The organism is Lactiplantibacillus paraplantarum (genome assembly GCF_003641145.1).
Lineage (GTDB): Bacteria > Bacillota > Bacilli > Lactobacillales > Lactobacillaceae > Lactiplantibacillus > Lactiplantibacillus paraplantarum.
The window spans coordinates 114,737-134,719 of sequence record NZ_CP032744.1 but is presented as its reverse complement, the minus strand read 5'-3'; the positions used below and the strand labels follow the sequence as shown (position 1 = coordinate 134,719).

Below are 19,983 nucleotides of genomic sequence, written 5' to 3'. Positions count from 1 at the left end.
TCCATTAGCCAATTTCCACTAAAAAATCGGTAGCCACTCATCGCTGCGGTTACCGATTACTTTAATGTATTTGAACATCTGCCACGACCGTACTTGTCTCATACGGAAAATGTGATTCAGAGACTTCAAAGGGCTGACCATCATCCATATAACTAATTTGATTGATAACTAACACGGGATCGTTTAAAGTCGCACCCATTGCGGCTACATCATCAGCTGTGACTCGCGATGCCGAAATAATCCGATGTGAGCCCGCAATTTTCTTACCACTATTTTTTTCTAAGTAGCCATAGACGGACCCCTCTAAAACTTGTTTCGTCAGTGTCACAATACTAGTTGGCATAATCGTATGTTCATAAGCCCAAACTTTACCCTCAACGTATCGCGTCCGACGAATGACATAAACTGGATCCATTTCATCAATTAATAATTGTTCAGCTTCTCGCTTAGTTGGCAAGCGGGCCTGTAATTCAAGTACCTTACTCGTTACTTTTTTACCCGCATTAGTTTGTGTCGTCCCAAGTGGCCGATCTACTAACGTTTCTTGGCGCCGTTCAGTTAAACCAAAGTCTTTACGAACAAAGGTCCCAGCACCACGCTTAGAGTAAACCATCCCTTCGATAATTAGTAATTGAATGGCTTTATGGATCGTAATTCTTGTCGTATCAAAAGTTTCAGCCAATTTATTCTGATCAGGCATCAGTTCGCCCGGCGTATATTTACCAGACTTAATATCTTGACGCAGACTATCTGCAATCGTTTCATATTTGTAAGCCAAATTTCTCACATCCCTTTTATCATTTGGTCTTGTCAACTAGTTTACCCCTTTTAGTAGCTAAATGAAATCATTTGTATATACTTTTATTGGCTTTGTTTAATTAACAACCATTCTGACCGATGATTCGTGCTTATTTTAGCTTAAAGACCCGAATAACCAAGGTGCCACGACCAGAATTTTACTATTATTATCGTGATTTTCCGTTTGTTTAAGATGTAACCGGCTTCAACTGTTCGGTTTTACTTGCACCACTATCAACTTTGGCGTATGCTTTAATAGTTAAATTCAGATTAGAAAAAGCTGTGACAAGATGAGTAGTCTAGCTAACGTGCTTAGAGAGTCGTGTTCCTTGGTGCAAAACGATGACGTGGTTAGTTGAAGATGGTCTTGAAGAAGCTACTGGGGCCATCTCAGTCGGAGCGATCCGTTACGATCATGATAAGTCCCTGTGGGAAAATCTCGGTGGTAACACGCAAACGCGTCCTAGAAAGCATTCGCTTTTAGGCGCGTTTTTTGGTTCCTTATTAATCTGAATTAACAAATTTGCTTTTTTATCAACAGTTATTAGAACTTATTCATTCTCAATATTTAAGGAGTGTTACACCATGCAAAATAAGCAATCTAATTCAATCCGTACTGTCGTGGCTACCGGGATCGGTGCCGCCGTAATCTTCGTTCTCATGAAGTTCGTTGCTATCCCAACAGGTGTCCCGAATACCCAAGTTAACGTTGCCATGGGCTTCTTGGCTTTATTAGGCGCTATTTTCGGACCCGTCGCAGCCGGTTTGGCCGTCTTTATCGGTCATGCTTTGAACGACTTTGTGACTTACGGCTCACCTTGGTGGACTTGGGTCATCGTTGACGGTCTAATCGGGGTTGCCTTCGGACTAGCCAAGAATCGGCTCAAAATTGAAAATGGTGTATTAGGAACGGCCAAATTAGTCTGGTTTAATATTTACCAAATCATCGTCAACTTTATTGGTTGGGTGCTTTTAGCGCCAACTGGTGATATTATTATTTACCATGAACCGGCTAACAAAGTCTATCTTCAAGGCGTCATTACTTGGATCGCCGATTCCATCTCAGTTGCCATCATTGGGACCATTCTGCTAGTCCTGTATGCCCGGACGCGGACCCAACGTGGGAGCTTAAAAAAGGAACGTTAATAACATGAGCGCACCCATTATTAGCTTTAAAGATTTTTCATTTCAATACAACAGCCAAACGGAACCAACTTTACACGATATTAATCTAGAGATTTATCCTGGCGAAAAAGTATTGATTGCTGGACCTTCTGGCTCCGGCAAATCTACATTAGGGCGCTGTCTGAATGGCCTAATTCCACAATCCTATCCGGGAACAGTGACGGGCCAGGCAACCGTAGCTGGGCAAAAGGTTACTGAAAGTTCAATTTTTGCGTTATCCCAAGACGTTGGTACCGTGCTTCAAGATCCCGATAGCCAATTCGTGGGGCTAACCGTAGTTGAAGATATGGCTTTCTCACTGGAAAATGATCAGCAATCGCAATCGGCCATGCGACAAGCAACTGAACGGTGGGCTCAAACCCTCGATCTCCAAAATTTGTTGACCCATCGGCCGCAAGAATTATCGGGTGGTCAAAAGCAGCGGGTCGCCATGGCCGGTGTCCTGATTGACAACAGTAAAATTCTACTATTTGATGAACCGTTAGCGAGCCTTGATCCCGCATCGGGCAAAGCTTCAATGGCACTCATTGATCAGCTTACGCACTCGCAGGAACTGACCGTCGTCATTATTGAGCACCGTATCGAGGATGTCTTACAACAACCAATTGACCGTCTGATTGTCATGCAAGATGGCACGATTGTGGCGAATGACCGCCCAGAAACGATTTTACGGCAATCACTCATGACGCAATTAGGACTACGGGAACCGCTATATCTTTCCGCACTCAAACTAGCCGGTGTTGATCTAGCGACTTGCCAACACTTGGATAACCTCCAAGCCTTACAAGTGCCCGACCTCACTGCGACGTTGCAAAACTGGACGGCAGGGGTTCAATTACAAACACCCGTCGTTCATGATCAACCGTTACTTGCAATTAAAAACCTGACATTTGGTTATGAGCCTACTAGCCCGATTATTAACGATGTTACCCTTACACTCTATCAAGGTGAGATGATCAGCCTCGTTGGTCAAAACGGAACTGGTAAGTCAACATTGAGTAACCTGATCACTGGCTTTTTGACGCCACAATCCGGAGAAATGCGGTTTAACGGCCGTTCTCTAGCTGACCAATCAGTCAAAGAACGGGCTGACCAGATTGGCTACATTCTTCAAGATCCCAATCAGATGATTTCGAAAACGATGATTTATGACGAAGTAGCGGCGGGCTTAATACTCCGCGGTGTCACTGACGATGAAGTGAAACAACGGGTACTAGCCGTTCTGAAGGTCTGTGGTCTCTATGAGTTTCGGCATTGGCCCATTTCTGCACTGAGCTTTGGTCAGAAGAAGCGGGTCACGATTGCGGCTATTCTCGTCTTAGAACCGGCCATGCTGATTCTGGATGAACCAACCGCGGGCCAAGACCTGCAGCACTATACTGAAATGATGACCTTCTTAACTAAGATCAATCAGGAACAAAACATGACGATTATGTTGATCACGCATGATATGCACCTAATGTTAGAATACACGGATCGCACGATTGTGTTGGGCCACGGCAACATTTTGATGGATGCTCGCCCAGCCGATGTGTTGACCAACGCATCCATTATTCAGCAAGCTTCCTTAGCCAAGACAAGTTTATACACCCTGGCGGAAGAACACCAATTGGACCCGACGGAATTCGTCGCCAAATTCGTCCAAGCTGAACGGGAGGCGCGTTAGATGCAACATGAATTATTGATTGGGTACAACGACCGCCATACCTTTTTAAACCGACTCAGTGGCAGTACGAAACTGCTCTGCTTTGTTGGCTTATCAGTTATCGGGATGATGACTTACGATACGCGTTACTTAATCGGTGTGATGCTTTTTTCACTGATTCTGTTCCGCTTTTCAAAAATTCACTATCGCGACATTGCGTTCGTGCTTAACGTCATTATTGGTTTTTCCGTTTTAAACTTAGTGATGGTGTACGTCTTTGCGCCTCATTATGGCGTCTCGATTTATGGCACCGAACACTTACTACTGGGATCTGCTGATCACTATTTTAACTTGACAGCCGAACAACTTTTTTACGAATTTAATTTGTTATTAAAGTACAAGTTTGCCGTGCCACTCGCCTTGATTTTTCTCATGACGACTAATCCTAGCGAATTTGCTGCGAGTCTCAATAAGATTGGCATTTCTTATCGCATCAGCTATTCGGTAGCGATCGCGTTGCGTTACATTCCAGACGTTCAAGCTGATTACCGCACTATCAGCCTGGCACAGCAGGCTCGGGGCTTTGAAATGTCGAAAAAGGCGCATTTTATGACCCGCATTCGCGGTGGTATTCAGATTCTACTTCCCCTGATTTTTTCAAGTTTAGATCGAATCGAGACCATCAGTCAGGCAATGGAATTGCGGCGTTTTGGCAAGGGTAAACGGCGCAGCTGGTACATGGCCCAACGTTTCAAACGTAATGACTATCTCGCGTTAACATTAGTTGCTCTGCTGATCATCCTCGGCATCACCCTCTTTAAGGTCAACGGTGGGCGTTTCTGGAATCCGTTTAAAGCTTAAATGTTGCCACGATAAGTTATGACTAGTCTTTCGTACTACCCTTGAATAACATTTCGAAATACCTTTGCCGACCAGTTTAACGTCGACAAAGGTATTTTATTTGTCTCTAACCTTATCTTTCATGGTCACGAGACCATTATTCTATTCGGCTCACACCATTATGCCAAAACCGACTTAAAACGGCGACTTTAAAATTGATAAACCCAATCTCAACGGCTAAACTGAAGTCAAGCCTTACAAAAAGTAAGTATAACTGACTCGAAAGGATGTTTTATTGTGACTAGTTTTAACGAACCACTCAAATTCAAATCTGGTGTCACTTTACGCAACCGCCTAATGATGTCGCCGATGACGACCACTCAAAGCTTTTACAACGGTAGTATCACCCATGACGAAATCGACTACTACACACAAAGGGCCGCTGGCTTAGGTGCCGTGATTACGGGGGCGGCCAACGTTGAAGACCTTGGTAAGGGGTGGCATGGCGAACTTAGCATCGCCCATGACAGTATGCTACCCGGTCTAAGTGGACTTGCTCATGGTATTCAAAGTCAAGGCGCCAAGGCCATCGTTCAGATTTTTCACGCCGGTCGGATGACGCACCGAGACGTCCTAAATGGCGAACAGATTGTCTCTGCTAGTGCCGTTGCGGCCCTGCGTGACGATGCGGAAACGCCACGCGCAATGTCGATTGACGAGATTCACGCAACGATTGCAGCGTTCGGCGAAGCAACTCGTCGTGCGATTCAAGCCGGCTTTGATGGGATTGAATTACACGGTGCCAATACCTATTTGATCCAACAGTTCTTCTCACCACATAGTAATCGCCGCACCGATGAATACGGTGGTCACACACCACAAGCACGGTTCCGTTTTATTGACGAATTATTAAAAGCCGTCTTTGCAGCCGTAGATCAATATGCTGACCGGCCCTTCATCGTTGGCTATCGCTTCTCACCAGAAGAATTCGAAGAACCAGGTATCCGGTTTGAAGATACCCTTTGGCTACTCTCACAACTACGGGAAAGTCGGTTAGATTACGTTCATGTCTCACTCAACAACTATGATCGTGTTTCACGAGACTCGCAGTATCAAGATAAATCCATCATGACCTATGTGCACGAAGCGTTACAAGGTAAATTGCCGCTAGTTGGTGTTGGCGGCGTCCGGACCCGCGACGATGTCAAAACTGTGTTACAAACTGCCGAACTTGTCGCAGTGGGCCAACAATTACTTTATGATCCAACTTGGGCCGTCAAACTCGCTAAGAACGCTGACGACACCATGGTTACGGCACCATTTGAAGAAGCCGTTGAGGTCACACCACTCAACCGGCCGCTGTATGAATTTGCAGCCGCTCGCTACCACAGCGTCATTAATAGTTAATAACATCATCGACTGAATTCAAAACGCCCACTGAAAATTAAAATCAGTGGCCGTTTTTGTTTCACGTGAAACATTTAGGCTTTCAATAACCAATTCAGTTGTTGTAATGCACGCTGATGGTCACCTTGATATTGACGCGCAATATAGTAATAGGCCAACGTTTCGTGGGCTGTTGCTTGCCGGTCGACGGGCAATTGATACTGTTGGTCAAAGACCTGTTCAAATGCTTCTAATGTCGGCGCAGCGGGTTGTTCACGCAAACAAAACTGACGCAGTTCCGGTCTAGTCATCCGATCACGGGCAATCGGTTGGCGGTCTTCATGCGCAGCTAAACGTTGCTGTAGTGCTGTTTGCATACCGGCATCAGCATTGTCCGCAAGCCACTGTTGAGTTTGTAACCTCGTCGTTTGCGTGGCTAATTGTTCAAACCAAGCCAGCGACAATGATTGGCCCCACCGGGTCGTCAATAAGTGCTCCCAATCCGCACGTTGGGTCGCCTGCTGATGATACTGCCAGCCCCAACAACTATTGAAGACATCGTCATAAAAACGCGTCGTTTGTTGTTCATCTAACTGTTGAGTCACCTGATTAAGTGCGGCAACGAACTGATGATCAAGCATGGCTAGGCGCCGAACTTGAATCTTTCCAGTCTGTCGATATTCAGTCACCATTTGCCCGAATTGATAAGAGTTCACCAAAGGGCGTTCGGTCGCTGGTGGCGTAACTTTTTCAAACTGTTGCTTCGCCATTGGTCGCTCCGGACGCATCACGATAATGGCCGCCAGCTGCTGTAAATAACGTTGATAGGCGTGACTCTGGCGCAAGGTTTGCTCGGCCTTCACAGCACTTTGCTGTGCTTGTGCCTGGCGTTGTTGTTGATTGGTCACAATTGCTTGACGTGCCGCCTGCTCAGCTGCTTCGATCACAGCTTGTTCATCATGGACTAACCGCTGATAGGTTTGTTCAGCGGGCTTTAGTTCCTGCAATGGTAGTTGCTTGGTGCGACGTTTTAGGTACGTCGTGACGGTTTGGGTCGTTGTCTGTCGCAACTTGCGCGCTTGGGGGGACTCGCTCAGCTGGTAATTGCGGTAGCCATGGCTGGGCAAACATGATTGTTGGCACTGTTGGTACAGCGGTAGTCAGCGTCTGATACTGGGCCACCGCATAAAAGTTATCTTCTGTCGTAATCACCATCAAGTAACGCGTTTCGGCGTTCATGAACTTTTTCACACATTCAGAACCGACAATCAACTCACGATGATTCTGCTTATTTTGGACATGGTACTCATAACGAACCGGTTTATGACACAACTCACAATGATGCCAGGCTTGTCGACTTTCACTCGGATTGACAACGTACGGCAGGCTTGCCAAAAGTTGCCACTCATGACTACAGTCAGTCAGCCATTGGCCATGATCTTGTAAGATCAAATTACGCACAGTCGGTTTCAAGAAATCACTGTCAGCCTTTACCGTTACGTGTGCGCGTAATAACGCACTAATTTGTTGGAGCGTGGTCCGCCGGCGAGCTCGTTCACTTAACAGAAAGAAACGATTTTCAGCGGGGGTTATTAAAGTTGTTGCTGCTGGCAATGCCGTCCACCCCTTTCAGTAAAAATACCGTTCTAGCATACCATAACTTCCCCACCAGATGCGAACGTTAGTTCTTTAATTAACGACAATTTTTAGTAGTCTTACAGTTATCTTGCATCACAGTTCGTTTGTTATCAGGCCTTTAATTATTACGATTAAATCTCGGCACTTTTTGATAATTTTATTGATATTACGATTGTTGTCAAACAGCCCAGGTGCTAAACTATCTGCGAATCAAAAAAGATTCACTTTAAGGGGGATTTTGAAATGAAAAAATTAACATCAGTCGTTGCAACACTTGCTTTGGCATTACCATTGGCTGCCAGCCCATTTGCCATGACCACCACGGCTAATGCCGCCACGGTAACCCCAAAAGCCACTACCCATGCACTCACTAAAGCGACTCACTTCCCCGCCATCACGTTGCATGCGAAGACCACCACGACTTTGAATACAATTCACTTTGCCGCCGATCGGGCAATCGCCTTTGTTAGTCCGGTCAAAGCGAAACTCAGTACTAAAAAGACTTACACGGCAACTAAGGCGATTGCTTTAGTAACCGGCAAACATGCGTCGACCACTTATTACCTCATCAGCGAACACGGTAAGGCCCTCGGCTGGGCCAAAGCCACCACGATAATTAAAGGGAGCACCCCGGCCGCTAAATTAAAAGCGACCAAGAAAACCCCGAAGACTAAGTTGACAATTGCTAAGAAGACCACCAAGCAGGCTGGACCTAAAGCCACCAGCACTAAGAAAACAACGCCTAAGATCAAAGCCCCTAAAAAGACAATCAAATTGACAAAGCAGACGACCACCAAGGCAAAAGCAACGAAGCTAACGATCAAGCATCCTAAGGCAAGTATCAAACCAACTAAAAAGGTAACGACTCCCGCCACTAAAAAAACGTTAGCCCAACCAACGAAAACTACAAAAGTGGCGCCAAAATTAATCAAAAAAGCCGCCAAGCAAGCTGCTAAAAAAACGGCCAAAATTGCGGCTAAAAAGCATCGCACGGTCAAAGCCACTACTAAACATGCGCCATCTAAAATAGCAGCTAAAGTAGCTTAAAATTTGATCAGCTGCGTGGACAAATATTACTAGACCGCTTAGCAGCCTGATCCGATTAGCCACGGCGTCTCGACGAACCGTTATGATTGTGATGCACACTAAAACGCTCCCTATGAAAGTCACCTTTCATGGGGAGCGTTTTTAAGTCATGCCACCATCAGCATTAACCACTGACAAGCTAGCATTTAATTAATCAAACATCTTTTTAGTTGCCTTGAGCAAGGTCTTTGGATCCTTATCGTACCGTGGTGTCTTAACCAAGTTATCCATTGGAACGCCCGCAAAGTGATAAGCAGCAATCTCACCAGAACGAACCGCACTCTGTTCCGTGAAGATCATCTGGTATGGTTGTTCCGCAAATTCACCCGTAAAGGCTAAGTTCGTTGAGTGCTTTGGTAAGACTTCTGGCCGGTCAGACTTCGCCCGGTTATTGAAGAGCGCCGAAGCATATGGCATGTATACCGGAATATTGTTCACGATACTGTCCAAGATTTCCTTTTCTTTATCCTTAATATTACCCGGACCCGGATCAACTTTGGAAAGTTGACCAATTAATTCTTGAGCCATTTCCTTACCCGTCATCTTAATATACGGCTTGTTAACGAACTCACCTTGGCGCCGTGGATACAAGAAGTAGCCCCACAGAACGGTTTCGTTTGGTTGCTGTGTCGTAAAGTGTGGTTGGTGGTGCACCACGATCGACATGTTCACATCCTTTTGATTCAACGGCGTAATTGGCGTGGTTGATAAGAAGGAGTTCAACGCATTTCCGGGTTCCTGAGTGGTAATCCGAACGATTTCATTTAAGAATAAGTGGTTCTTAGTCGTCAACGTGAAGCTAACCCATTCACTAGCATTCCGATCGTTGAAGAACTTGTCTGGCGTCCCTAAGTTATAGAACCGTTCAGTCGCTTTCTTCCACAGGCTAGCACTGACACCATAACCCATATTTTCGGGAGCAGGTGTGTTGTAATCACCCATCGTTGCAGAATCGGTAATCGAACCGTTAGTGAAGATCACCGCAGTGTCCTCATCAACTTCGACTTCTTCCGTTTCGCCAGTCTGCGCATCCTCAATGACTAAGCCCGTCACCGTAATTTCGTCTTGCATTGGCGTGTCTTTAAATTGCCAATCCTTAACGATCTTATTATCAATGAAGGTCACACCTTGCCCTTGCAAGTACTTGATCAATGGCAAAATCATGCTTTCGAATTGGTTGTAACGCGTCCGGTTGACACCAACTAAGTGTTCAATTTGTGTAAATTCATAAATCATTTGATGCATGTAACGCCGTAGTTCTTGCGCCGAACTTTGGGTTCTAAAAGCAAAGGTCGTTTCCCACATATACCAGAAATTCGTCTGGAACATATGTGGATCATCTTTGAAGTATTCTGCAATCGAAACGTTGTCGAGCTTCGTTTCTTCTTTATCTGGCATCATAATCAACTTAGTCAGTAAGGTCCGATCCTTATTGTTGAATCCTAACTTACCAGCATTAATGATGCCTTTACCACCCTGCATCAAGCGGGCAATATCATACGTCCGATGTTTCGCATCAAAATCACGCGTATCTTCGGCCGCCGTCATCCCCGGTTCAGTTACCGATGGAATCCGGTCCAATAAATCCATTAAGTCAACGTACGTCCGGTAATTCAGCATCCGACCACCCCGGGCAACATACCCAGTCGTGTTGGCCATCGGATGATTCTTATTCCAATACTCATTGGTAAAATCAGTCGTGGCACCACCATCGTTCGCGCCGTGCATATCCACACCGTAGAACGTGATGTCCTTACCGTCCCAATGACCATCTTGAATCAAATAGACCGCCGCAGCCATGTTCGATAGCCCGGCACCAATCATAATTGCTTTACTTTTAACCATAAATAACGCCCCCAAAATAGGAATTAGATTCTGATAACGCTTACAGGTACATTATACAACTTGGATAGTGATTGTCCAGTTTGAACCAAACTTTTTTTACGGTTTGGTGCTTTCTTAATATTTGTGCTAGTCAACCAATTTCTGCCCATAGCGTAACACCTTTTGCTGACTTTTCTCCAATTAAATACATTGTTTTTAAGAAATATTACAATTTTTAAAATAGCTGGCCACTGGGTAACAGTTATTCTTCTTTTCGTCGCACAAAAAAACGGGCCACTCATTAAATTCAAGTGGTCCGTCTTTTTATTTTTGACTAATCGTTCAAATTAGCGAATGGTTCCCGTATATTGAAAATTATCAGTAGTCGGATCTTGTAGAAAAGCCTTTAAATCAGTCATGTTTTCAATAACTGCTTTACCGGACTTAGCCAGCATGACGTTAAATGTGCCGTCAGCTAACGTTTCCCCATAATAGGCAACGGGAATGTTTAAGCCATATGCCGTCCCGGTTTCCCAGATGGTCCCGGTATCAAAGCCATCAACCACGGCCACAACTAACTTGGCCCGCTTTAAATGGTCAACATTGTCCGCAAATACTGCGTTTCGATCAGCTTCGGTCGCATCCGGAGTCAAATCGATGCCATCTAGCCGTGGGCTATAATAAGCCAATCCTAATTCGTCCATTATTTTTTCGATTTTAGCTAATCGTTCTGGTTGGCCCTCAGTAAACCAAGGTCCTGCTAAATAAATTGTTGGCTCATCACTAATCAAACGCGTACTCATCTGCTCAATCCTCTTTCTCATTCAATGTTTATTCATTCTAACTGTCAATTCCACGAATTTCAAGCCCGTTTAACTCGCGCTGGGTAAACAAAAAGGCCGGGAACTCCCGACCTAAATACTTATTTAACACTTAATTGGCTCAAACCATTAAAATCGGCCGTTGATAAATCAACGTTGGCCGCTGCCACATTGTCCCGTAAATGTTCAATGGAACTCGTTCCTGGAATTGGGATGATATTATCGGACCGCTTCAATAGCCAAGCTAGGGCAATTTGCGCTGGGCTCACCTGATACTTTTGAGCCATCGTACTGAGGACACTCCCAGTCTGAGCCAGTTCACCCGTTGCTAATGGGAACCATGGGAGGAAAGCCATTTTTTGTGAAGCCGCGTAGTCAACAACGTCATCATCACCGTGATTGGCAACATTATAAAGGTTTTCGATAGCATCAATTTTGGCTACCTTTTGGGCTTCTTTGATTTGATCAACAGTTACTTGGCTCAAACCAATATGCTTGATTTTGCCTTCATCCTGAAGCTTTTTGAGTTCACCGACTTGATCCGCAATCGAGTAATGAGGGTCAATTCGATGTAAGAAGACTAGGTCTTCATGGTCAATCCCCAGTGTCATCATTGAAACTTCTACTTGCTGGCGCAGATACCGTGGCTCACCAAGTGGCGTCCACACATTCGGTCCCTGCCGCGTTTGACCGACCTTATCAGAAATAAAGATCTGATCACGATTAGCGGCATCCTTCAAGCCCGCCGCTAAGTACCGGTCAGCAAACCATGGACCGTATGAATCGGCGGTATCAAAGAAGTTAACGCCATATTCCAGTGCTTGCTTAACCACCTTGATCCCATTTTCAGAATCAGCGTATGGGCCCCACGTCCCAGGACCTGTTAATTGCATAACACCATAACCCATTCGGTTAACTTTAAATTGATCATCAAACGCGTAAGTACCCGCGTTAGCTGCATTAATCGTTGTCATCAAATCGCTCCTTATCGTTCATTAATTATGTTCAGTTTACTCCTATCGACCCAAGTGCGGTCAAACATTTTGTTCGTTAACCTTGCGTTGGGTTGTGCATGTAAGAACCAGCCGCATCTGGCAAATCGTTTAAAGCTTGCATATCGGCCGCACTAATCGTAAAGTCCAATTGCGTATTCGCTTCAATATGAGCCGGATTAACCGCCTTAGGCAATGGCAAGACCCCATTTTGCAAAACGAAGCGCAACGCTAACTGCGCCACACTGACGCCATATTTATCGGCATAAGCTTGCACTTGGGGATTATCAAGGACACCGCCCGTTGCTAATGGCGAGTATGCTTCGACAAGCATCTTATGTTCTTCAGAAAAACGGGTAATTTTAGGTTCTGTGAACCCAAGGTAATATTGAATTTGGTTGACCATTGGCGGTATCGTCGCCTGATTGAGAATGTTTTTCAAATCCCGGACAGCAAAGTTAGAGACGCCAATCGCTTTCGCCCGACCGCTTTGATAAATAGCTTCCATCGCTTGCCAAACATCAAGGTTAGCTTCATCGTAAGCCCGACCAACCTGTCCCCATGGCCACGGTGCATGCACCAGGTAAAGATCAACGTAGTCTAAGCCCAAGTTTTTCAGTGAGCGATTAAAATCACCCAATGTCCCTTGATACGACTTCGTTTCAGCCGGTAATTTAGTCGTTACGAAGATTTGCTCACGTGGAATACCGGAATCACGAATCGCCTGACCAACACTAGCTTCATTGTGATAGGCCAACGCGGTATCAATATGCCGGTATCCCGCTGTTAAGGCCGCACGAACGGCTTGATACGTTGCATCGCCACCAGGTATCTGCCATGTGCCAAATGCAACTTTCGGAATTGTGACGCCATTAGTTAATTGGTACGTTGTCGTTAAAACTGTCATTTTATTTTTGCCCCTTTACTGATTTTGATTGTCGTTGTTTGGTTGGGTCACCTACAAGGGTTGCCCCAATGATCGCCACACCGACGACCGTTAAAATTTGAATAATCGCCATATTACTGTGGCCTCCTTAATTGAATAATGCTTAGTGTAGTCCCTTAGAGTAGCTCTAAGGCAAAGATAAAGTTCCAAAAAAAAGAACGAAATTGACTTTGGCCAATCTCGTTCTGCATTATTGTGATATCAATTACTCATAAATCGTCGCATGCTGGAAAATGACGCTGCCAGATAATGCTAATAACGCGGAAAAAATGATAGCCAACCAGAGTACTGGCCCCCAACCTAATTGACCACCTAACCAGCCGAATAGGACGGGCCCCACGGCAGCTAACAAATAACCCGCGGATTGGGCCATACCAGATAGGTCAGCCGTTTCAAACCCATTAGTCGTTTTCTGCGTAAAGAAGACGACCGCCAAGCTGAAGGCTGCCCCAGATCCTAATCCTAGCAAGACGCAGGACAGTGCTGCCACCCAAAAGCTCGTTCCGCAAAATAAAATACCACCGATACCGGCAATAAAACCGACACCTACCACCATAATCATTGCTAAAACGCCTCGCCGATGACCAGAAGTCGCTGGCACTAAATACGACATCGGTAGACCGCTCAATTGCATGATCGTAACTAAATTACCAGCCACAATCAAGGAGAAACCGTGGGCAACAAATACCGTTGGTAACCAAGTCAGTAATGAATAGTAAACCAGGGCTTGCAAGCCGAAAAAGGCAGTAACGACCCACGCTAGCGGCCGTCGCCAAACACTCCCGTGAGTCACCGTTGACTGCCCATCACTTGCGGTCATCGCAACTGCTGGTGCACGATGATTATATTTCAAGTTTGGCAACCAGACGACCAAATTAATTAGTCCAATCACGGATAGCACCGCCATCGTTAGTGGTAACGACCAGTGCGCCGCCAACACTCCCGAAAGTCCCGTCCCCAGTGAACCGACTAATAGCATTGACAGCGTGTATTGACTAGTTGCGATTGGAATCTTCGTCGGAAAATTATCTTTAATAATCGCCGGGATCAAGACGTTGCCACCGTCCGCGCCAATCCCAACTAATAACGTCCCAATGAAAAGGGCCGCAATCGTTGGGATGACCCGCAGATAACTCCCAACGGCCAAAAAGATCAACATGATATAAATTGTCAGTTCGTTGCCAAAGCGCCGCCCCCAATGTGCAATCAATGGGGACATAATGGCAAACGTCAATAACGGAATCGTGGTCAGCAAGCCCGCCATCGAGCTCGGCAAACCCAGTGTCCGCTTCAAAGAACTGATTAATCCCGGCATCATTGTAATTGGTAAGCGCATATTCGTTGCCGCTAACATCATTCCAAGTGTTAAGTAGCGGCTATGTTGATGGGTTGTGGTCATAAGTAGTTAACATCTTCTTTCTAAAATTTTAGTTCGATAATCGTCGAACTAAAAAGCAAAAAACTAAAGTGTTGCTAAAAATCCCGGTAAAAACCGGTTAAAGGTCGCTAATTGTAAGGATAGATACTTCGTCTGTGCTTCTCGTCGCGTATTGGTGAGACCCACTAACCGTAAGGCCTTAAAGTGATAAGAGACGGTTGACTTGCTAATATTTAATTGCGCCCCCACTTCGCTGCAAGTCATTTCCCGTTGTGCTTGATAGAGCACCCGGATAATCCGTAATCGGTTAGCGTCGGCCAGTGCTTTAAAAATTGCGACTCGTTGCTGGTCAGCTTGCTCTTGTTTGCTTATTTCGATATTCATAAAACTAACGATACACCGAATTAATATCATGTGCAAGGACAAGTCACAAAAAAGGCAGCTAGCCGATTTAATAGACTAACTGCCAAACACCTAGGAAACTGTCCGTTTGCCGTTCTTCCAAATATCAGGAACTAACCACAAAATTAAACCGAGGTTAATTAACAAAAGCAACGCCGTCATAATGAATACCGCGTTGTAATTGAACCAACCAGCCACTAAGCCGCCGAGCAAGGCACCGAACATATTACCAATAGCTTGAAAAGATTGATTATAGCTAAAAATCGTTGAAGTAAGGTGTACTGGCGTGTTCTTAGTCAAAACCGTTTGAATCTCTGGATACAGCGCACCATCTGAAATCCCAATGGCAAACCGCAAAATTCCGAGGGCCACGACGCTCGTAACAATGCCTTGTGGGAAATACATAATCACCGCAAAAATATAGCCAAATAACAATACCTTACCAGAACCGTGCTGATCACCATAACGTCCAAGGCGCGGTGCTGAAAAGATGTTTGAAATACCCGGTAAAGCTGCGATAATTCCGGCCACAACCGTAATCGGGCCACGGTAATGCATCAATTCACGCACGTATAAACTAATGATTGGTGCAATCGAGGCGTTTCCAAATTGGACGATGGCCGTCGAACATAACATCACAATAATCAAGCGCGGATTTTGAAACGCTGCTAAAGGATTGCGACTGTCACCTGGTTCACGATGATGTGCGACTGGTTTGAAGTGTTCCTGTACAAAGAACAGACTCAATAAGAACGCCACCATTAATAATCCGGCCGTGATAAAAAACGTGTTTCGAATCGAAAACAATTGGGCTAGCAAGCCCCCAATTACTGGGCCAAACAATTGACCACTAACGGCACCAGTGATCAAAGTGCTCAACGCCCGTCCACTATATTTACGTGGCGTTTGGGACGCGACTAAGGCTTGGGCATTAGAAATAAAGCCCGCAAACACACCTTGTAACGCGCGCAAGACAACTAGTTGCCAGACATTCGTGACAAAACCCATTAACCCCATCGCAACTGCCATCCCTAGGGACGCGCGCAATAGCATGATCTTACGACCTTTTTTATCAGCAATGATGCCCCACAGTGGTGCCGAAATTGCTGAAATCGCGTAATCAGCTGCAAAAGCTAACCCGCTATAAAATGTAATCTGGGCCTTCGTGAAATCACCCAACTGACTAACAAATAATGAAAGAAATGGCATAATTTCGCTAAATGCCATTCCCGCAACGAACGTACAAAACCATAAAACAATCAAATTACGATGCCATGGTCCGCGTTCACGTTCTGCGTCATCCATGCTCGTCATCTCCATATCTAACTGACACTAATTTTCAGTAAGTATTATACCGTTAATTAGCTTATCATACTTAGCGACCACCAGTGACAATTATTTCCCGGGAAATTTTTTGTCATATTTCCTGACCAGTTAGCCCGCTTAGTTGACCAAGTAACGATAAACACTAGTGTCAATCTGTGGTCTCCACTACAATGAGCTTATCAAAATCGTCATTTAAGGGAAAATCAACGATGCAAGTCCAGTTAGCCATCTCTGCAACGATTCGTCAGGTCTTCGTGACTATTCACGGCCCGCAGTTAACTTCGGCAATCAAAAAACTGCAACAAAATATTGAAGCCTTGACCAATCAGCAATTCATTAACACTTTTCAAGATTGCTTACTCATTAAGCTGCCACTTCAATCGGTGTCACGTTTTTACACTGCCAACAAACGACTTTATTGTGAAACAACTACTAGTACTTATCTTATTCATAGCCACTTACACACTTTAATGGACCAACTGCCACCCCACCAATTTCTACGTATTTCTAGTAGTGAAATTGTGCGAATCGTCTGTGTTAAAAATTTTACCTTAACCAAATGGGGTAGCTTTCAAGTCAACCTAACCACCGGTCATCGTTCATACCGATTGTTGATGTCAAAAAGCGGCCCACCGATTTGATTATCGGTGGGCCGCTTACTTGTTACTGGTGCTTTAATTATTGAATTTCAATTTGACCGTCATTCGCGCTCGGCTGGGTCTTAGGTAACGTAATCGTTAAGACACCGTCAGCTTGGGTTGCCGTAATTTTATCCGCCGCAACGTTTGGTAACATATACTGCCGTTGCAAGGTGCCAGTATGACGCTCATTCATCACAATGTTTTGATCTTGATCTTCATGATCCACAAAGCTATCTTTTTGAACCTTGATAGACAACACATTGTCACGATAATCCAACTTCACATCTTGCTTATCAATACCAGGGACATCAACCTTCACTTGATACTGATCATCAGTTTCGTTAATGTCGGTCTTCAATACTTGATCCATGTTCTCTAATGGTGCCCAGAAAGAGCGTGCCATCCGTTCGAACGGATCCAACATACCGAAATCGTTCCGATTCATTAAAGTATTAGCCATACTAACAATCCCCTTTCAAAATTTCACTTGGCTATTAATACTGGTCAGTAATTCAAATCTTTGTTTGACCTTTCCTGACCTTCGATATATATACTAACACCATTTTGTGGGAATGCAACAATTTAGCACTCGGTAACATCAAGTGCTAAATTTTGATTTCGCGAATCCGGCGCATCAGGCTAACAAAACGTGTCAATTCCGCGTCAGAGTAGTCATCAGCAATCGCTTGTGCCTTGGCTGCAATCGCCGCATCCAACTGAGTATGCAGCTCGGCACCCGCTTCACCCAGCGCCGTCAATCGTACGAGAATTTCTTTATTATTGGTCAAATCACGATACTTAGTGGCCAATTCTAACCGAGCTAATTTGGTCAAGCCACGAGAAATCGTTGCTTGTGAAAGACCCGTTGGTGCTGGTAGCGACTTAGCTCGACTTGGCCCGTGCTGTCCCAGATACGCCATAATTTTAATATCCGTCGTCGATAGTTGTTTTAATGCCGCTTGTAATTGCGGATCAGTCGTTTGTTGCATGGCCCAGCGTTTTTCTTGATCATCAACGCTATCCTGCGTCAAAAATTGATTTAGTTCCGTCATCAACTGACTAACTAATGGTGTTGTCATTTAAATAGCTCCTTTTAATTCATATGAATAAATACTTGCATACTAATATTATTAAGTCTATACTATCATTTTGTATTCATTAGAATCAATAAAAACATCTGGAGGTCCCACTATGTTTAAAATTGCAATCATCTTAGGGAGTACTCGGTCACAAGCTAACGGCCGCGCTTTATTTAACCATCTAAAATTAATCATTGACCAATTACCGACTCATTCTACGATTCACTACCAATTTTTAGATTTGGCCAACTATCAGCTTCCCTTTTTCGATGAACCCGAGCCACCGATGGCGAACCCGCACCGCGAGCTACCTGCTAACCAGCAGCAATGGCTAACCGATATGGCTAGTGCGGACGGTTACATTATCCTGACACCCGAATACAATCACGCGATGCCAGCTGGATTGAAAAACGCCTTCGATTTTTTGGCATTCGAAGGCGCCCGTAAACCAGCTAAGATTATCTCATATTCTGACAATATGCGGGGCGGTCAATTTGGGGCAGCCGCACTAGTTCCAGTTTTACAACGATTAGGAATGGTCGTATTACCTAAGCCAACACCGATCGGTAACGTACCGCAAACCCTACAAAGTAACGGTCATTTTATCGATAACGCGCCCCTGAGCAAACGCTACGATCATGCACTTCACCAAGCTTTGACTGAAATCACCTACTATACCACGGTTCTTACCACTACGCCGTTTCCAACCAATTAAATTAGTAGCGTTATCGAACCAAACCTGCTACATTATAGTTAGATTAATACGAGGGGGATTTAACTTATGAAAATCAATATTCATCGTTCAGCAAACAATCGAGTGATTGCTGGAGTGATCGGTGGGATTGCCGAACATTTTAATTGGAATACTAACGTGACACGTTTACTGTTTGTCATTTTAGCCATCACCCCAATGTTTCCCGGCATTATTGCCTACCTGGTTCTCTGGTTATTGATGAAGGACCCTACTGAAGACTAACTACTATCAGCGAACAGTCCCAGACTGCTCGCTTTTTTATCCGCTCAATAATTCAATAAACTCTGTGCTGCCAATTCAATAGCGGTAAAGACGCCCCCCTTACCCCAATCTCGCGGATCATAGTGATCTAATTGTGCTAAGGTGTCCGCCGTATATAATAACTGTCCAAAGGCAACTTGCCGAAACGCGGTACAAGCGGCTAGGGCCGAACATTCCATTTCAACAACTTGGCAACCTTGCTGGCGGACGGCTTGGACTTTAGTCACGGTCTCACGAAAGAAAGCATCCGTCGTCCACGTTTTGACCATTTGCCACGAGACTTGGGCTTTAGTCAAAGTTACCCCAATTGCTCGCATGGCTCTTGGATCAAGCGGCACCCAATTAGCTGCTGGCAGATAGTGAAAAGAGGTGCCCTCATCCCGTAAAGCCACCGTTGGCACTAATAATTGACACTCCGGTAATGCAGTCAATGCACCACAACTACCAACCGCAATAACAGTTTGAGCACCAAAATCAATCAACATTTCTAAGTACATCGTTGCGGCCGGGGCACCCAAGGGAGCTTGCGCTACCGCTAACTTTTGACCATGGTAAATGATTTGATAAACCCAGCTGATTTTAGTGACCGTATCGAAGTGCCCTAACCGGCACCCGTGATACTGAGTGACAAATTTTTGAAAATAATCGTCACCAGTAAATATGTAGAGTAGTTTGTCTGGAACAGTAAAGCGGCCATCCATGTCTGGTGCAACCACCGCTGCCGGCTCTGGATCATATTGTAATAGTGCTAACTTAGTAGTCATCCTGAATCCCCCTATTCGCTTTTCAAGATAATCCGAGCAAAACCAGTCTTTTTCAGCGACAAACTAGTAAAAATCTGATATATTATTGCAACCAACGTAATAATTAGTCATGAATTTGTCAAATATTTTAATGGTAATTACCCGGATTGTTCGTATATAATATTATTTATAATAACGCTAATTAAGAAAGGATGTGGCGAAATTGGCCTACTTAACA

Annotated in this window: 20 protein-coding genes and 1 pseudogene; 9 read left to right on the top strand and 12 right to left on the bottom strand. The window is 44.8% G+C overall.

The genetic code is table 11. The features are described from left to right. Nucleotides 1–61 precede the first annotated feature (61 nt). Nucleotides 62–814, bottom strand: a complete 753-nt coding sequence (locus LP667_RS00610) for a GntR family transcriptional regulator (protein ID WP_050584241.1) — start codon at nt 812–814, stop codon at nt 62–64. Nucleotides 815–1,140: 326 nt separating this feature from the next. Between LP667_RS00610 and LP667_RS16655 the strand changes: the two genes are divergently transcribed. The 5 genes from LP667_RS16655 to LP667_RS00590 all read left to right on the top strand — a co-directional run bounded on the left by LP667_RS16655 (nt 1,141) and on the right by LP667_RS00590 (nt 5,875). Continuing rightward, nucleotides 1,141–1,311, top strand: coding sequence for a hypothetical protein (locus LP667_RS16655; protein ID WP_021730443.1), 171 nt, complete (start codon nt 1,141–1,143; stop codon nt 1,309–1,311). 72 nt (nt 1,312–1,383) lie between these two features. Then, on the top strand, nt 1,384–1,944 hold the full coding sequence (locus LP667_RS00605; protein WP_021730442.1) for an ECF-type riboflavin transporter substrate-binding protein: 561 nt from the start codon (nt 1,384–1,386) through the stop codon (nt 1,942–1,944). Between the two features lie 4 nt (nt 1,945–1,948). Beyond that, a complete protein-coding gene (locus LP667_RS00600; RefSeq protein WP_021730441.1) occupies nt 1,949–3,649 on the top strand; it encodes an ABC transporter ATP-binding protein in 1,701 nt (566 codons plus the stop codon). Beyond that, entirely contained in the window at nt 3,650–4,489 is an 840-nt protein-coding gene (locus tag LP667_RS00595) for an energy-coupling factor transporter transmembrane component T family protein (RefSeq protein ID WP_056988330.1), read from the top strand. It abuts the gene before it with no gap. A 276-nt stretch (nt 4,490–4,765) separates the two neighbouring features. Then, nucleotides 4,766–5,875, top strand: coding sequence for an NADH-dependent flavin oxidoreductase (locus LP667_RS00590; protein ID WP_021730439.1), 1,110 nt, complete (start codon nt 4,766–4,768; stop codon nt 5,873–5,875). A gap of 74 nt (nt 5,876–5,949) precedes the next feature. On the opposite strand, the pseudogene LP667_RS17310 reads toward LP667_RS00590, so the two are convergent. Further along, nucleotides 5,950–7,468 (bottom strand): annotated as a pseudogene (locus tag LP667_RS17310) (hypothetical protein). Nucleotides 7,469–7,735: 267 nt separating this feature from the next. Between LP667_RS17310 and LP667_RS00580 the strand changes: the two are divergent. Further along, nucleotides 7,736–8,539: a hypothetical protein gene (locus LP667_RS00580; protein WP_021730437.1), complete on the top strand. Its 804-nt coding sequence runs from the start codon at nt 7,736–7,738 to the stop codon at nt 8,537–8,539. Nucleotides 8,540–8,728: 189 nt separating this feature from the next. Here LP667_RS00580 and LP667_RS00575 read toward each other — a convergent pair whose 3' ends face one another. From LP667_RS00575 to LP667_RS00545, 7 genes are all read right to left on the bottom strand, one after another. Continuing rightward, a complete protein-coding gene (locus LP667_RS00575; protein WP_021730436.1) occupies nt 8,729–10,423 on the bottom strand; it encodes an oleate hydratase in 1,695 nt (564 codons plus the stop codon). Between the two features lie 326 nt (nt 10,424–10,749). After that, nucleotides 10,750–11,205 carry a nucleoside 2-deoxyribosyltransferase gene (locus LP667_RS00570; RefSeq protein ID WP_021730435.1) on the bottom strand — a complete coding sequence of 152 codons (456 nt, stop codon included), beginning with the start codon at nt 11,203–11,205 and terminating at the stop codon, nt 10,750–10,752. A gap of 119 nt (nt 11,206–11,324) precedes the next feature. Beyond that, nucleotides 11,325–12,197, bottom strand: coding sequence for an aldo/keto reductase (locus LP667_RS00565; RefSeq protein ID WP_021730434.1), 873 nt, complete (start codon nt 12,195–12,197; stop codon nt 11,325–11,327). A 76-nt stretch (nt 12,198–12,273) separates the two neighbouring features. Beyond that, nucleotides 12,274–13,122: an aldo/keto reductase gene (locus LP667_RS00560; protein ID WP_021730433.1), complete on the bottom strand. Its 849-nt coding sequence runs from the start codon at nt 13,120–13,122 to the stop codon at nt 12,274–12,276. Between the two features lie 244 nt (nt 13,123–13,366). Then, the gene (locus LP667_RS00555; protein ID WP_021730432.1) at nt 13,367–14,560 is read right to left on the bottom strand and encodes a CynX/NimT family MFS transporter; all 1,194 of its coding nucleotides are present in this window, start codon (nt 14,558–14,560) and stop codon (nt 13,367–13,369) included. Between the two features lie 63 nt (nt 14,561–14,623). Next, nucleotides 14,624–14,923, bottom strand: a complete 300-nt coding sequence (locus tag LP667_RS00550; RefSeq protein ID WP_021730431.1) for an ArsR/SmtB family transcription factor — start codon at nt 14,921–14,923, stop codon at nt 14,624–14,626. 90 nt (nt 14,924–15,013) lie between these two features. Further along, a complete protein-coding gene (locus LP667_RS00545) occupies nt 15,014–16,246 on the bottom strand; it encodes an MFS transporter (protein ID WP_056988329.1) in 1,233 nt (410 codons plus the stop codon). 191 nt (nt 16,247–16,437) lie between these two features. Here LP667_RS00545 and LP667_RS16875 point away from each other — a divergent pair, with 191 nt between their 5' ends. After that, complete coding sequence (locus LP667_RS16875; protein WP_021730429.1) at nt 16,438–16,908, top strand: LytTR family DNA-binding domain-containing protein; 471 nt, start codon at nt 16,438–16,440, stop codon at nt 16,906–16,908. A 37-nt stretch (nt 16,909–16,945) separates the two neighbouring features. Here LP667_RS16875 and LP667_RS00535 read toward each other — a convergent pair whose 3' ends face one another. Both LP667_RS00535 and LP667_RS00530 read right to left on the bottom strand, forming a co-directional pair. Continuing rightward, entirely contained in the window at nt 16,946–17,368 is a 423-nt protein-coding gene (locus LP667_RS00535) for an Hsp20/alpha crystallin family protein (RefSeq protein ID WP_021730428.1), read from the bottom strand. Nucleotides 17,369–17,513: 145 nt separating this feature from the next. Beyond that, nucleotides 17,514–17,987: a MarR family winged helix-turn-helix transcriptional regulator gene (locus tag LP667_RS00530; protein WP_021730427.1), complete on the bottom strand. Its 474-nt coding sequence runs from the start codon at nt 17,985–17,987 to the stop codon at nt 17,514–17,516. A 112-nt stretch (nt 17,988–18,099) separates the two neighbouring features. On the opposite strand from LP667_RS00530, the gene LP667_RS00525 reads away from it, so the two are divergent. Beyond that, complete coding sequence (locus LP667_RS00525) at nt 18,100–18,702, top strand: NADPH-dependent FMN reductase (protein ID WP_033610900.1); 603 nt, start codon at nt 18,100–18,102, stop codon at nt 18,700–18,702. Between the two features lie 66 nt (nt 18,703–18,768). After that, nucleotides 18,769–18,963: a PspC domain-containing protein gene (locus LP667_RS00520; RefSeq protein ID WP_021730424.1), complete on the top strand. Its 195-nt coding sequence runs from the start codon at nt 18,769–18,771 to the stop codon at nt 18,961–18,963. A 44-nt stretch (nt 18,964–19,007) separates the two neighbouring features. Here LP667_RS00520 and LP667_RS00515 read toward each other — a convergent pair whose 3' ends face one another. Beyond that, nucleotides 19,008–19,766 (bottom strand): nucleoside phosphorylase, encoded by a 759-nt coding sequence (locus LP667_RS00515; RefSeq protein WP_021730423.1) that lies wholly within the window; start codon nt 19,764–19,766, stop codon nt 19,008–19,010. Nucleotides 19,767–19,983 lie beyond the last annotated feature (217 nt).